General features: G+C 60.9%; 15 protein-coding genes. 6 read left to right on the top strand and 9 right to left on the bottom strand.

What is annotated here, in order from left to right; all coding sequences use genetic code 11:
• Nucleotides 1-60: 60 nt before the first annotated feature.
• A complete protein-coding gene (locus tag C463_RS09910; RefSeq protein WP_008443308.1) occupies nucleotides 61-1,941 on the bottom strand; it encodes a cation:proton antiporter domain-containing protein in 1,881 nt (626 codons plus the stop codon).
• 155 nt (nucleotides 1,942-2,096) lie between these two features.
• Here C463_RS09910 and C463_RS09905 point away from each other — a divergent pair, with 155 nt between their 5' ends.
• The 4 genes from C463_RS09905 to C463_RS09890 all read left to right on the top strand — a co-directional run bounded on the left by C463_RS09905 (nucleotide 2,097) and on the right by C463_RS09890 (nucleotide 4,945).
• Nucleotides 2,097-2,699, top strand: a complete 603-nt coding sequence (locus C463_RS09905; RefSeq protein ID WP_008443307.1) for a type IV pilin — start codon at nucleotides 2,097-2,099, stop codon at nucleotides 2,697-2,699.
• Between the two features lie 65 nt (nucleotides 2,700-2,764).
• On the top strand, nucleotides 2,765-2,980 hold the full coding sequence (locus C463_RS09900; protein ID WP_008443306.1) for a hypothetical protein: 216 nt from the start codon (nucleotides 2,765-2,767) through the stop codon (nucleotides 2,978-2,980).
• A 277-nt stretch (nucleotides 2,981-3,257) separates the two neighbouring features.
• A complete protein-coding gene (locus tag C463_RS09895; RefSeq protein WP_008443305.1) occupies nucleotides 3,258-4,253 on the top strand; it encodes a tyrosine-type recombinase/integrase in 996 nt (331 codons plus the stop codon).
• A gap of 59 nt (nucleotides 4,254-4,312) precedes the next feature.
• Nucleotides 4,313-4,945 (top strand): A/G-specific adenine glycosylase, encoded by a 633-nt coding sequence (locus C463_RS09890; RefSeq protein ID WP_008443304.1) that lies wholly within the window; start codon nucleotides 4,313-4,315, stop codon nucleotides 4,943-4,945.
• A gap of 74 nt (nucleotides 4,946-5,019) precedes the next feature.
• On the opposite strand, the gene C463_RS09885 is transcribed toward C463_RS09890, so the two are convergent.
• The 4 genes from C463_RS09885 to C463_RS09870 form a co-directional block, all read right to left on the bottom strand.
• Entirely contained in the window at nucleotides 5,020-6,540 is a 1,521-nt protein-coding gene (locus C463_RS09885) for a tyrosine-type recombinase/integrase (protein WP_137695628.1), read from the bottom strand.
• A 559-nt stretch (nucleotides 6,541-7,099) separates the two neighbouring features.
• Nucleotides 7,100-8,008: an ADP-ribosylglycohydrolase family protein gene (locus tag C463_RS09880; RefSeq protein WP_049905794.1), complete on the bottom strand. Its 909-nt coding sequence runs from the start codon at nucleotides 8,006-8,008 to the stop codon at nucleotides 7,100-7,102.
• Nucleotides 8,009-8,050: 42 nt separating this feature from the next.
• Nucleotides 8,051-8,320: a hypothetical protein gene (locus tag C463_RS09875; RefSeq protein WP_008443301.1), complete on the bottom strand. Its 270-nt coding sequence runs from the start codon at nucleotides 8,318-8,320 to the stop codon at nucleotides 8,051-8,053.
• A gap of 54 nt (nucleotides 8,321-8,374) precedes the next feature.
• On the bottom strand, nucleotides 8,375-8,731 hold the full coding sequence (locus tag C463_RS09870) for a hypothetical protein (protein ID WP_008443300.1): 357 nt from the start codon (nucleotides 8,729-8,731) through the stop codon (nucleotides 8,375-8,377).
• Nucleotides 8,732-8,850: 119 nt separating this feature from the next.
• Between C463_RS09870 and C463_RS09865 the strand changes: the two genes are divergently transcribed.
• On the top strand, nucleotides 8,851-9,720 hold the full coding sequence (locus C463_RS09865; protein WP_008443299.1) for a CBS domain-containing protein: 870 nt from the start codon (nucleotides 8,851-8,853) through the stop codon (nucleotides 9,718-9,720).
• 51 nt (nucleotides 9,721-9,771) lie between these two features.
• On the opposite strand, the gene C463_RS09860 is transcribed toward C463_RS09865, so the two are convergent.
• The 3 genes from C463_RS09860 to C463_RS09850 form a co-directional block, all read right to left on the bottom strand.
• On the bottom strand, nucleotides 9,772-10,125 hold the full coding sequence (locus C463_RS09860) for a hypothetical protein (protein ID WP_008443298.1): 354 nt from the start codon (nucleotides 10,123-10,125) through the stop codon (nucleotides 9,772-9,774).
• An 84-nt stretch (nucleotides 10,126-10,209) separates the two neighbouring features.
• Nucleotides 10,210-11,046 carry a DUF6036 family nucleotidyltransferase gene (locus C463_RS09855; RefSeq protein ID WP_008443297.1) on the bottom strand — a complete coding sequence of 279 codons (837 nt, stop codon included), beginning with the start codon at nucleotides 11,044-11,046 and terminating at the stop codon, nucleotides 10,210-10,212.
• Nucleotides 11,043-11,969 carry a helix-turn-helix domain-containing protein gene (locus C463_RS09850; RefSeq protein ID WP_008443289.1) on the bottom strand — a complete coding sequence of 309 codons (927 nt, stop codon included), beginning with the start codon at nucleotides 11,967-11,969 and terminating at the stop codon, nucleotides 11,043-11,045. Before C463_RS09850 ends, C463_RS09855 begins: the two co-directional genes overlap by 4 nt.
• A gap of 292 nt (nucleotides 11,970-12,261) precedes the next feature.
• On the opposite strand from C463_RS09850, the gene C463_RS09845 reads away from it, so the two are divergent.
• Complete coding sequence (locus C463_RS09845) at nucleotides 12,262-13,119, top strand: endonuclease/exonuclease/phosphatase family protein (RefSeq protein WP_008443288.1); 858 nt, start codon at nucleotides 12,262-12,264, stop codon at nucleotides 13,117-13,119.
• A 207-nt stretch (nucleotides 13,120-13,326) separates the two neighbouring features.
• On the opposite strand, the gene C463_RS09840 is transcribed toward C463_RS09845, so the two are convergent.
• A complete protein-coding gene (locus C463_RS09840) occupies nucleotides 13,327-14,442 on the bottom strand; it encodes a restriction endonuclease FokI C-terminal domain-containing protein (RefSeq protein ID WP_008443287.1) in 1,116 nt (371 codons plus the stop codon).
• Nucleotides 14,443-14,508: the final 66 nt, after the last annotated feature.

Here is a 14,508-nt window from a genome sequence, read left to right as displayed (position 1 = left end):
CCGCCTGTCGGACCGAAGAGGAGACGAACTCTCGGGCGCGGCGGCGTCGCCCGGCCCGGCTCAGTCGGCTTGGACTAACTCCATGCCCCCTCGGACGGCTTCGCGTCGACCGAGCAGCGTGACGTGGTCGCCGCGGTTGACGACGGTGTCCGCGCTCGGCACCGCGACGGAGTCGCTGTCACCGTTGCTGAGGACGGCGATGAGGCAGCCGTCGGGGAGCATCGGGCCGACCTCGCGGACGCGCTTGCCGATCAGTTCCTCGTTGGTGACCTCGATCTGTTGGACGTCGCCCGTTTCCCCGATGTCGGTCATCCAGTGAGCGAGGTCCGGTCGCTCGATCTGATTGTCGATGGCCCACGCGGCCGACATCGCGGCGGAGATCGTACTCACGCCGAGGTCCTCGAACGCGTCGACGTTGTCGGAGTTGTTCGCCTTTGCGAGGATCTTCTCGACGCCGAAGTTCGTCTTCGAGAGCTGCGCGACCAGCAGGTTCGTGTCGTCGTCCCCCGTGGCCGCGACGAGGATCTTCGCGTTCTCGGCACCGGACTTGCGCAACACCTCCGTGTCCGTTCCGTCGCCGATCACGGCGGCGAAGCCGTCGTTGCGGAGCGATTCGACCGTCGCGTCATCCTCCTCGATGATGACGACGTTTTCGCCGCGGTCTTCGAGGCGCTCGGCGAGCGCGCGGCCCACCTGTCCGCCTCCGACGATGATGACTCTCATGGGTATCACGTTGAGGTACTGCGCGATGTACCGCGCCAGCCCGCCTTGGACGACGGCGGTCACGAAGATGACCAGGAACACGGTCCCGATCAGCAGGTCCGCCTGCTGGGCCAGCGCGGGGTCGTTGAGCTCCGTGGCGGCCGCCCGAAGCTCGGTGGCGAACAGCGTCGCGACCGACGCGGGGATGATCCCGCGCGGACCGATCGCGCTGATGAACAGCCGCTCGGAGAGTGTGAACCGGTCGCCGACCGTCGAGACGAACACGAGCAGTGGCCGGATCACCACCGCGACTACGACGACCACGCCGAGCCCCGCGAGCCCGACGTCGAATATCGCCGCCGGGGGCAGCTGCGCGGCGAGCGCGATGAACACGAACGCCAGCACGAGCAGCGTGATGTCGCCCTTGAAGTCGGTTATCTCGTCTTTGTACGGGATATCCACGTTCCCGAGGGCCAGTCCGGCGGTGGCGGCGGCGGCGACGCCGGCCTCGCTCGCCAGTTGGTTCGCCCCCGCGTATGCGGCGAGCGCGCCGGCGAGGGCGAGCAGCCGCGCGTTCCGCGGTGCGGCCCCGGGCGAGAGGTCGACGTAGCGGAGCAGGTAATAGAGGATCCCCGCGACGACGAGGCCGACGAGCAGCCCCTCTCCGAGGCGGAGCGCGAACCCCTGAATCAGCCCCTCGCCGGCGACCGTCGGATTCACCGTCTCGAAGAGTACGACCGCCGTGATCGCCGCCGTCACGTCGTTGACGATCCCCTCGGTCTCTAGGACGGCCGCGACCTGATCGCGGACGGGGACGACCTCCAGAATCGGGGAGATGACCGTCGGGCCGGTGGCGACGAGCAGCGCCCCGATCACGAAGGAGAGTCCCCAAGGGAGTCCTTCGAGGACCCGGACGGCGACCGCGGTCCCGACCAGCGCGATGCCGGCCCCGACCGTGACGAGGCGGACCGCCGCCCGAGGCGCCTGCCGAATGCGCTTGAACTCGAGGTGGAAGGCCCCCTCGAAGACGATGATCGCGACCGCGAGCCCGACGATAGCCGGGAGCGAGTCGCCGAAGCTCTCGCTCGTCACGATCCCCAGCCCCGGTCGACCGATGGTTACCCCGACGAGCAGGAAGAAGATGATGCTCGGGACGCGAAGCCGGGCGGCGAGTATCTGTGCGAGGACACCGAGTCCGATGATGCCGGCGACGAGCGGGATCAGGAACTCCTGTGACACACTCGGTCCTCCGTGTCGTGGTTCAATTTTCGCTGGATTATAAGTTAGTTGGTGTGTCTGACTCCCGTGACCTCGCCGCCGTTGATCGGTCCGGCCGGAGTTCACGTGAGTCAGATCACAATTATTATTATTTTACTGACAAAACAACCGCAGTAATGGACCAACTGGTCAGATCGAACAACGACCGCGCGGTCAGCCCGGCCGTTGGCGTCGTGTTGCTCGTCACGATCACCGTCCTCCTCGCATCCGTAATCGCCGTGTTCGCGATCGGGGTCACGGACGATATCGGAGAGAAGCCAACTTTTGCTGCCCTCGATCTGACGTTCGAGGAAGCGCCCGCTTCAGCCCCGGACTACGGCGCGTTTCGCTGGGACATCACGCTTACGAACACCGCGGGCGAGACCGTCGAGGCCGACGAGATCGCCGTCTATCTCGACCACGGGAACCAGCGGGTCGCCGGAACGCTCGACCGGTCGCTTCGGCCCGGCGAGACCGTCGGACTGACCATCGTCCACAACAATCAGGATGGGGACACGATTCCGCCCGATCTCAACTGTACCAACGTCGACGTGGCGTGTCGGCTGGCCGGCGACGACGGTAACTTCCCCGACGACGAGCGGATTCGACTCCAGATGATACACGAGCCGTCGGGCTCGATCCTCTACCGCAAACAGATCGGCATCTCCGGTTCGTACGGCATCTTCAACGGCAACCCGGACGACATCGACATCACGGACGAGACGCTGACGTTCGCCTGACGCGACTTGACGGGAACCGAGATCGGAATTCAAATAGCCGAATAGCTCTAACGGAGAGTATCCAAATGCCAGAAAATAGCAGTTCTCCCGACGTTCCCAGTCAACCGATCGTCGTCCAAGAGGACACCCACCAGAACGAGATCCCGGACAACATCAACTCGGATCTGTACTCGGCGGACAGTCCCACCAACTCGTTCCACGAATTTACAATCGAGCGTGGCGACGACCTCGTTGAAGCCCTCCGCAATAACGGCTACACGGTCGAATTCAGGGATCGCTGACATTCAGCTTGGATTTCGGTGGACCACTTCGAAACGGATAGGTTAGGTCTGCTCAGCCAGTCTGTGGACTGCCTTACTCGTCGTCAGTCGGTTCCACCCGGAGACGTCTGGGTCGATCACGATTCGGGCACTAGAAAGACTGAGGCAGAGGAAATCGCACGGTTACAATCCGTACGAAGTTGGTATGGGTTGGGGCGGGGATTCCGCGTACTACGCGGGGTTCCTTCTCTCCGGGTTTTGCGGGCGAGGAGTCTTCTAACGGGGGTCTGTGACAACTATGACCACGGACAAAGACGACCTCGAACCGATCGAACCGGGGACGGCTCAGAAGCTGTTCTTGGATCACAAGGCGACCGACTGTACCGATTCGACCGTTCGGAATCACCGATACCGACTGAACCCGTTCGTTCGGTGGTGCGGCGAGGAGGACATCGATAACCTCAACGACATCACCGGCCGGGACTTACAGCGCTACCGGCTCTGGCGGAAGGATGACGGCGACCTGAACAAGCTCTCGCTCCGCATGCAGATGTCCACGCTCCGCGTGTTCCTGAAGTGGGCCGGGTCGATCGAGGCGGTGCCGCAGAACCTGTACGACAAGGTGATGGTCCCGCGCGTCCGTCCCGAAGAGCGGCAGCGCGACGAGACGCTCGACGCCGAGGACGCACAGGACATCTTGGACTACCTGTCGAAGTACGAGTACGCGTCGAGGGAGCACACGGCGATGGCGCTGCTCTGGCAGACGGGGATCCGCGTCGGATCCGCGCACTCGCTCGACTTGGACGACGTTTTCCTCGACGAGAACTACGTTCAACTGATCCACCGGCCCGACGAGGGAACGACCCTGAAGAACGGGAAAAGCGGTCAGCGCCCGGTCGCGCTCACGCCCGACGTCTCAGAGGTACTCGCGGATTACATTCAGGCCCATCGGAAGGACGAGACCGATGAGTACGGCCGCGAACCGCTGTTCACGACGGCGCACGGCAGGATGCACGGCAACACGATCCGGCGACTCATCTACCGCGTGACCGCGCCGTGTTACCGCGGCGTCACCTGCCCGGACTGCGAGGGCGACGAGTCGAAGTGCCCCGAGGCGGTCAGTCCGCACGCCATCCGTCGAGGGAGTATCACGCACTTCCTCACCAGCGACGTGCCCGTCGACGTCGTCAGCGACCGAATGAACGTGAGCCGGAAAGTCCTCGACGCCCACTACGACAAACGGTCCGAAGAGGTGAAGATGGAACAGCGACGCGGGTACCTGGACGACATCTGACGACCGGGGCGTTCGCGCGCGACTCGCATTTTTCACCGAAGACGCGGCGAGACAACCTCGTGTTCGACCCACAACGCGGCTTCGTGGATCCGTTGCTTTCCTGGTACGAGCAGAACGGGCGTCACGACTTGCCGTGGCGAGAACCCGACCGGACGCCGTTCGAGGTACTGCTCGCGGAGATCATGCTCCAGCGGACCACCGCGGAGGCCGTCGCGGGCGTGTTTCGACCGTTCGCGGCTCGATACCCTACACCGGCAGCCGCCGCAGCCGCACCGAGCGACGACATCAAGGGGCTTGTCGAACCGCTTGGGCTCGTGAAGCGCGCCGCGTACGTTCGGCAGTGTGCCGGTCAGATCCTCTCGCGGCATGCGGGCGACGTGCCGCGCGAGCACTCGGTGCTGGTGGACCTTCACGGAGTCGGCGAGTACACGGCACGGTCGGTCCTGATACACGTTCACGGCCTCGGGGTCGCGGCCGTCGACACGAACGTGCGCCGACTGCTATCCCGGTTCTTCGACGTCACACCGGAGCAGAGCCAGATCGCCGTCCTCGCCGACGCGCTCGCCCCCTCGACGCGAAGCAGTGACTTCCAACACGCGATGCTCGACTTCGCGGCTGAAGTCTGTACTGCCGATTCTCCGGGATGTTCCTCTTGTCCGCTCCGCGGCCCCTGTGCGACTGCTGAAGAGTGACTCACGTTCGAAGCGAGTCGAACCGTTCCGTGTACCGTACCCGCTCTCCTTGGCAGCGGCCGTTCGTCGCCCGGTCAGGCGGGAACGATCCCGAGCAACGCGAAGTTCACCGCGAGCATCGCCACGAACAGCGCGTACCCGGCGACGCCCTTCGCAGCGCGTTCCGCGCTCGGAGGTGTGACGCCGCTCTCTCCCGGCGTCATCGCTTCGAGTTCGTTGTGAAGCCGACCGGCGGTCCGGGACCCGAGCGCAGCGGTGGCCGAGGCCGCTGCCGTTCCCGGGCCAAACACCGCAGTCGGCCCCCGCCAGACCTCGTCTATGCTTCGCTGTACTACATCCGTCTCTTCGGGTGTCTCGTCCGACTTGTCCCCGGTGTCCACCGTTTCGGTCCCTTCGCTACCCCTCGCACCGTCAGAGGCAGGGCCGGTCGCTGAATCCGCATCGTTCGATTGGAGCCGTGACAACACCTGCGGGTCGATCATCTCATCCTCGTTGAACAGGTTGTCAGGCACATGGTCCATGTCCAGCGTTTCTTCCGGATCTCCGTACCCGTCGAACAACTTCTCGAATATTTTGAGCCGGTGTTTCCGCTTTCGCTCCTCGCTGCGGGTGTCGTAGTGCCTGTTCAACACGGGAATCGAGACGTCCACGCGGCTGGTCAACCTGTCTTTCGGGACCCCGGCGTCGATCTGTGACTCTATCGAATACCGACGAAGCGGATGCGGGCTGTGACTCGACGGGCACTCGCTCGCGTACGCGTTCTTCACCGCGTCACATGAGTCGATGTCCCGGTCGTGCGGGCAGTTGTTCGCATGGACGCACGGCCGAGTGACTTTGTACAAGTCTCGCCGGATCGTGTCCGTCGATGGTCGGCCGTGTCTCGTCGTTAACAGCGGTTTCCGGCCGAACCGATCAGTGACGTCGTGCCGGTCCGGATTGTCCAAGTAGTCGCCGATCAGTTCCGCCAAGTCGGTCGGGATGTTGCCGTGCCGTTGCCCGTCGGTCTGGTTTTTCAACGGGGTGCCCTTCTCGTCCGGGTGGTCGTTCTCGGGGCGATGGCGGAAGCGAATCGCTCGCTCTTCGAGGTCGACATCCTTGATGTCGATCGCTCGGATCGCCCCGACACGGCATCCGATCTCTTCCATGAGTCTGTATTCGACGTGGCGACGAGACGCCCGTTCGTACGTCTCTAAGTACTCCAATGTCGCCTCGACTTCCTCGTCCGTCGGCTTCTCGTCGCTCACCTCTTCGTCTTCCGGAACGTTCGGGATCGGGGTCTTGTCCGGCGTTCCGCTCGCAACGGCCTCGATCCGGACACAGTAGACGAGGAACCGTCGAAGAATCCCGAGGATCCCGTTGAGACTCACGGTGTTGTTATCGCTCGTTTCCTTACACCAGTTCTTGAACTTGTTGAGCTGCCTCCCACCGATCTCGTTCAGATTGTGAATGTCCTTCTCCTCGCACCACTCCACGAAGAGGTTGACTCCCTTCCGTATCGTTCGCAGCGTCTCGAACGACGCGTCCTCCTTCCGTTCTCGTAAGTAGTCGTCCCTCGCTTCCCGAGGCCCCATCGGCTCTAATTCGTCAGTTACCATCGGATTAAACACCGTATGAAGCAATTGAATTTAAATGTCTGCCTCAAGGCCGTCAAGACCGGCCGCGAGTCGGTCATATAGGGGTGAATCAGGTTCCTAGCCCCGATTGATCGTAATCCGATCCGGTTTGACCGATGAGTGCCGCACAGCATCACGGCCTGGAGAGCCCACTTCCCCGACAACGGAATTTGTAGAATCCGGTGACGGCTCGGTTATGAACTGTGGGCTCCGGGTCTCGGGTCCGAGAACATGAAATCTACAGAACACGGTGACGGGTCGATGATGAGGGGCGTGCTCCGGAGATCCCGAGTGCTCATCAATGAAACCTCCAAAACCCGGCACCGGGTCGCCGAGCACGGTTCTACACACCGGGCTACGTGCCGGACTACTCAGCGACGATATCGTCATGAACGGCGGAAAAATCCTCCACTGACCGATATCACGGCGAGTCAGCCATCGGCTCCTCGATGCGATGCGAGTATAATCTCTCTGTCGACCGAGTCGGTACATCCACTCAAGCGGGTCTCAGCATATCTTGCGTCGCACGTTGTCTACAGGGCTACGATACGGCAACGAGTCCATTTGACAACTCGGTCAGCTCCTCAGTCTCGTCGATGACAGAGAGCCACCGGTCAGGCAGTTGTGACGCGCCGAACCGTGCTCCGGCGACCGCCCCTGTAATCGCACCGATCGTGTCCGTGTCACCGCCGCGGTTCACCGCAGTCACGATCGCTTCCTCGGCGCTGTCGGCGGTGAGGCCGTCGTGGAGTGCCGTCTGTAGGGAGTGGACGACGTACCCCGTCGTCTCCAACGTGCCAGGGGACGCACCGCGAGCGATCGGGTCGAGCGCCGCCACAACGTCGTCAGGTGCGTCCGAGCCGACGCAGTCGAGCGCGTCTCTCAGCGGCGTCGCCGCGTCGTCGAGCAGGCCTGCGACGGTTACGTTCAGAACCGCACACCCGTACGTACACCGCGGGTCGGCGTGCGTGATCTGTGAGGACTTCCGACTCCCCTCCACGAGACGGTTCCAGTCGGTCGCGTACGGGACGGCGAGCGGTGCGCACCGCATTACGCTCCCGTTCCCGGCGTTCTGTCCTTCCCGGCTCTGCTCCCACACGCGTTGGCCCGCTTCGTCCCACGCGTCACCGCGTTTCAACCGGCGCAGCGACCGCCGCGTCATGCCCCCGATATCGAACGGTCCCGTATCGTACCACGCGACGAACCGGTCAGCGATGTCCGCCGGATCGAACGTCCCGCACTCGACGAGACTCCGCGCGATACACAGCGCCTGCTCTGTGTCGTCCGTGATCGTCCCCGCCGGCTGATTCCACGTCCCGTGCCCTTTCATCTCGTCGAGCCGCCCGTGCTCGGCCGTGATCGCGGACGCCGACTGGAATTCGACCGGGCGGCCAAGCGCATCTCCGCACGCCACCCCGAGCAGCACACCACGCGCCCTATCCGAGTCCATGCGTCACCAACGACTACTGGTGAGAAAAACGTGGGGTGGCAGTCACTCGTCGGGTTTCGTCCCAGTGCGGAGATTCTCTCGGTATTCCGCCCACGCTTGATACATCTCCACGCGTTCCTCTCTGGTCATCGCATCGTGTTCGTCCGCATCGTAAAACGGGAGTTCCTCTTTGTCCGGCATCTTCATCACCTGCCCGAGCGGGTAGAGTTGCTCGTAGTAGTTCTCCAACACCCAGTCTTCGCCGTGCTCGTCGACGGCCTTCTGAATGTACGAGGCGGCTTCCGGGTAGTCGTCAGCGAGTGACTTACTCATTGGATGGCAGGAGGTGAAAGGGATCTGTCGAGTCGGTGCGTCTCCGAATACGGGTCAGGCGTCGGCGAATTCAGAGAGCGAGTGGTTCCGGCTGTCACTGTTCCATTTCCCTATCTGGATGAGTTCGAACGCATCGATCGGCGCATCGATCGCGGTGTCGATCTCCCTGCGGACCGCGCCGGAGAGACTATCGACACGAACCACGGTCAGCGCGTGTTGGGTGAGGCGGTAGCTCGTTGCGAGACTCGTCGGCGCGACGACGATGACGCTCGCCCCGTCGACACCGTCAAGCGCCAGTTGGGCATCTCGATACCGGCGCACCGTCGCATCCAGCTCACCGACGGGGAAGAGACGCTTCGCATCCCCGTACTCGACACTGGCCCCCGCCGACGAGAAATGCCCTTTGAGCATAATTAATTATAGACATATGCTCCCGAAACATCAAACTTGCGGTGGGTGAGAGCCTCGACCGGTCGCTATCACCCGACTGCTCCCTTAATTTCACAACCGCGGCCGATACACGCACTTACATGCCCCGCGACCTGTACGATTGTACCGCGGCCGAACTCGCCACACACTCCGTCGAGCGCCTCGATCACGACACGGCACCGAGTACCGCCGCTGCGTGGCTCGCCGATAACGGGTACGACGCCGCCCCAGTCTACGCCGATGACGACCCCGTCGGATTCATCCACAAAGACGACGTCACGACCGACGATGACGGCACCACGCTCGCCGACCACCTCACTCCACTCACTATCGACTACATGGTGAGCGGCGACACGTCGTTCACGGCCCTGTTGTCCGCACTCATCGACAACCCCGTTTACTTCCTCGGCGGCCCCGATCAGGTCACCGGAATCCTTACCCGCGCCGATCTGAACACCGCACCGGCCCGCATCTACCTGTTCGACCGCATCACCTACCTCGAAGAACACCTCCGCGAACTCGTCCTCGACGTCAAACCGGACTGGAAAACCACGCCCGTCACCCGCGACGAACTCGACGGCATCGAAGCCCGGCACGAGGACGCACAAGCCGCCAACGTCGCGCTCGACGAACTCCACTACGCGCAGTTCTCCACGCTCCAAACGATCGTCACCAACGTCGAAACCTGCTGGGAGGCCTGCGGGTTCACCACGAAAGGCACCGCGGACTCGCGTCTCCACGACGTCACCGACCTCCGCAACGACGTCGCGCACGCCAACCTCCTCGTCGAAACCACGGACAACACCGACTTCCTCGCCAGCGGCCGCACCACCGAAAACCTGTACCGCACCCTCGAAACCATCGACGACGTCCTCTCGAACCTCCAAGCCGCCGGGTACGACCCCGGCGCACCGGAGCCGCAAGACGACCCGGATCAAACTGGAAGCGACGCGCCGGCACAGCAGCAGTAACAACGAGTATCAACTCGCGGCGAACACGCACCGCAGCGGGATACCCGCGGCTCAAGCGACTCTCGACCGACCAGAGTCACGCGCGGTCGCGGAGCGTAGCCGCAAATCAGAGGGGTCTCGCGTCGGCTCGCTCCACTCATCCGTATCAGAGGCTTCAACGTAGGTCTGTAACGCGTGCGAGTCAGCGAGGAGAAAGACGGACGCACGCTTCTCCCGGTCAGACGCGTGTTCGAGCACGAGGAGCAACCAGTCTCGCGTGCCGTCTTGCGCGATCTCGACGTCCGCCTCGGCCACGGCCCAGTCGCTAGGCACGTCGAGTTCCGACAACACCGCGTCACGTGTCTGTTCAGCCGCGTCGACATCGACATCAGAGAGACTCGCCAACCGGCTCTGAAGTGACGTCATGCGGTACTACCACGTAGCACTCAGCCGCCGGTATAGCTTGTGCATCACGTAAACTATCTGAAAGACTACCCGCACACGAGCCGCTCATCGATCGAGAACCAGCGATCCGTCTGGTGCTTGATCGATATCACCGATCTTCAGCAACCATTCAACACCTGACGTGGCGATTTCTTCGCCAACCCGCCGCGTAATCGCCTCCTCAGGAACACCTGAATAGAGGTCGTCATCATACTCGTGTTCACGAAGCGAAATAACAGCGTTCCTGACTTCCGTTCCGTGCTGGCTTCGTTCGTAGAGTTCGCCTACCTCCCTGTGAATGTCGAATACGAACCCTTGGTCCTCCAGTCGGTCCAGTTTCTGTTTCATCGCTCCAATGAAGTCATCGCTTCCAAGCAGGTCTAACTGCGTCATGATCTCTGTAACGATCACGTCGTCGTCAATTCCTCCCTGAGCAATGCGCACCATGTCCTCGACGTCGTCCTCGCGGTTCGCCACTGCCTTGAACAAGAAAATGTCGTCCAGAGATACCGTCTGAACCGACAAGCCTCTTTCATCGAACAGGTGCTGACTACGCGAAATCATCGCGTCACTCAGGTGGATAACCCCAGCCACCTGCCTGTGGAACACATCGAATCGGCGTCGATCCTTTTCGAGAATGAACGCCGCCTCTAACTCGTCATACGCTTCTGCGAGGTCACCCTGCGGCTCGTATCCCGCGGCAGTAAGTACACTCCAGAGTTGCTTCAACTCAGACTCCTTCCGGACGATGAGATCGATGTCTTTCGTCGCGTTCTTGAGGCCTTCCAACGTCAGTGCCCCGCCACCGATCAGGTACACTGTGAGATCGTCGCTGATGAGGTCGGCGAGTTCGCTGAACTGTCGTCGGATCGCGGTGGACTCGAACGTCGGCTCACGGCTCATACTTTCACCTCATACTCAGCGGCGAGCGTCTCGAACTCCTCCCAGTTTGGCGTGCTCTCAGACGTGACCTCCCCGCCGGTGCGCAGAAACTCCAGGAGCGAGACGACGACGTCCTCGACGCCGTAGTACGTTGCCGCCTCCTCAAGCGACTCCTCCGACAACTCCGTCGCAGCGATGAGCAAGAGCGCGTATTTCCGGTGCCGTGAATCGTTCTCTATGAGAAGCAGGTGGCAAACGAACTCCACGGGACCGAGCGCTTCCCGGTCCTCCGAATAGAAGTAGTACTGTTCGGATGTCGTGAAAAACTGGAGTCCGTACTCGGCAAACCGATCGAGCCCGGTTCGATGATAGTTTTCCTCGTTTACGTCTGTCGCTGTTCGGATGAGGAACTCGGTGTGAGATTCCCAGACGATCGTCGCACCCCCGACATCACGCTTCGTTCTGACACGGTGGACATGATGTCGAAGCTCATACGCGAACACATGGAGATCGTCGAATTCCGCTCTCAGTCGATACTGACTGTGTTCTTTCGTCGCCATCGCTCGATTCGTGAGCGTCCGAAGATCTCGATAGATCGTCGCCCGACTGTGCCCAGTTCGCTCTGCGAGCTCCGTCGCTGTCCACGGCTCTTCGCTGCCAAGGTAGTATAATACATTCAGCATCGAGGAGGTCAGCAGCTCCGGGAAATCAACGTGAGGATTCGACGTTGTAAGCGATTGAAACACTTCTACGCACCGCGCGTCACTTGGTTTTGCGACGGACCGCGTTCCAACCCGTTCTCTGCTTATCAGCCCGTGCTGTTCCAAGTCACCGAACGCATCAGATATCGTCGCCTCCTCGTACCCTAACTCCTCGGCTAACTCCCGCCTGTCCTTTGGCTCGCCGAGCACCGAAAGGACCCACAACTCTTTCTCACCAACCATGTTGTCTCATATTCGCCCAATAGTATTTAACAACTTAGGTGAATACGAAACAAAATATAATATAATCAACTATTTATCTTGTATTGGAACGCAGGTATTCTCCTGAGATATCGAGATACTCGTGAGAAAACGATCAGAATTCGTCTTTTACCACCGTGCCTATCCCGTACTGATTCACACGGTGACAGACCTCGGGAATCGTGCCGAATACACAGCGTGAAGCAACAAGCGCACAAGTAACTCCACCAAATCCGTCTAAGAATTATGGAGCTGGTAAGGAGAACACGTCGGTATGCGAGTCCTCACTCGGAACGTTAACGGCGCGTTCCCACATCAGGCCAAAGACGAAATCGAAGCGCAAATCGAGTGCCTCGCAGGGGTGGCTGACCCGCCTGATTTGCTCCTGTTGAACGAGGTGAATCAGTACCGGCGGGAGTTCACCCGCGAGTTGATTCGAGACGAACTAGGGTATGACGGTATCGTTGATACGCTGTCATGGGCGCACGAACTCCGCGAGAGCGACGTCCAACCGCACCGCGACATCGGTCACACAAACGGCAACCTCACCGCCGTCCGAGACGCTGACAGCATCGAACACACCCCATTGGAATTGTTCGACGACACGTACGACGACGCGGACCGCAAGCACGTCTCAACGCACTACCCCGAGAAAATCTTAGTGACGACGTACACGGTCAACGGGAGAGACATCAAGGTCTGGAACGTCCGCGCCGTCCCGGGCAGCATGAAAGGCGAAGAGAAACTCAAGATCTTCGAGACCGTTTACAACCGGATTACGAACGACCCGGAGCGGTTGCGAATCCTCGCCGGCGACTTCAACACGCCAGCCGCGGAACTCCCCGACGGGCAACCCATCACGTTCAGCGACGACAAAGACCCACGAATCCAAGACCGCTGGCGGACCGCTGCGCTTCAAATCCTCAAAGGACTAGGTCACATCGGCATGGTGGACGTATTCCGCTACCACTGGGGGTACGGAACCATCGACACACTAGACGAAAGCTTCGGCAACCGACGATTCGACCACATCATCGCCTCCGAAGAGCTAAACCCGGTGTACTGCGAGTACGACCCTGAATCCCTCAATCACAGCGACCACGCAGCGCTCATCGCCGACTTCGAAATATAGCACATGTAACCGTTGCCCCCAAACCACGCGCCGCTAAGAACTTCGCCTCGTCACGTGCCGTACTCCCGTGTGAACACTACCCAACTATCGGCTTGGATACACCGGTGACATAGAACGGATCGCCGGCATACGTACTGCTGCCGCTTGACGCTACAACGTGTCTAGCCTGATGATTACTAGAAGCGCGTGGCAGAAGATGTTGATAGTCTATAGGAATTCGTCAACGGTGACGTCTCTCCAGTCGGGGAGTACGTTGTTCAGTTCCTCGCGGTGGAAGATCCCGTCTCGCGTTCCGAACACCGCCCGGATATCGTCCAGATTCAGGTACGGTTCCCGGAGCCGAAGCACCATGAGCTCCTCAAGCAACTCCGCGCTGAGGAACACGATACTCTCAACGGCCGTCGTTTCTCGAAGCTCACGCAACGTGCTGCGGTCTGGGTCGGTGAACGTTGAGGACACGATAGCGAAGTAGATGCGGCGAACACCCTGATCACGCAACTGCCGGGCGTGCCGCTCGATGTACTCTCGAATCGCGCGGTCATCAGTAGATATCGAGTACCCGTCTCCGCGGACTTTCGCGTCGTAGATGATCGCGTAGTCATTCCGAACAGCCGTAGCGATACCATCAGGCTGCCGCCCGGATCCCTGCCCGAGCTCCTCTACGTCGAACCCGAGTATCCGGAACGAATGATGGAGCTTCTCCTCGAAAACAACGGCTAAATCCCTATCTTGCTCTTCATACTCCGCTTCAGCTGTACTGTCACGCTGTGCGACAGCACTCAGATCAGAAACGACCGGTGGCAGGAAGTCACCGAGCACCTCCTCGTGAACCCCGGACGGTTCTCCGGGCCCCTGCCCCTCCTCCTCCGCTTCCCACTCTAGACGGGGTTCTTGATCCCAGTAAATCGCATTCGAAATGTCCCGGTACTCCCAGTCAGCGCCGGTTGTTTCTGTTGCGAGGTTGATTAACTCGTCCAGTGTGTCGATGAATTCGACATAGTCCTCACCCCACTCCCCATCTTGAACGAACCGGTCGTGGTCCTCCAAGTAGTGTTCAGTCGTCACATAGTAGACCGGGTACTCGGTCGGCGCCTGAAGATGCCAGAAGTAACTGAGGAAAAACATCGCCGGCTTGTACCGCGGCTCCGCGTCAATACTGTTCTCCCGGTACGTCTGCGCTAAACCAGCGTGCTCATTGATTCGGTCCGCAGCCGCCCCCCGTGATTCGGGTTTGGCGAGCATCTCACGCAGGTGCTCGGCGAGTTCCCCCTGGTCGGGGGTCGCGTTCCACATCTGGTTGAAATGGCTGTGTTGAATCGCCATACGGCAGCGAGGTAGGCCACTAAATCAAAGGAGTTGAAGCGGGAAGATTCGGTTGCCTATGACACA

The organism is Halorubrum californiense DSM 19288, from assembly GCF_000336875.1.
Lineage (GTDB): Archaea > Halobacteriota > Halobacteria > Halobacteriales > Haloferacaceae > Halorubrum > Halorubrum californiense.
This window is presented reverse-complemented; position numbering and strand designations above follow the sequence as displayed.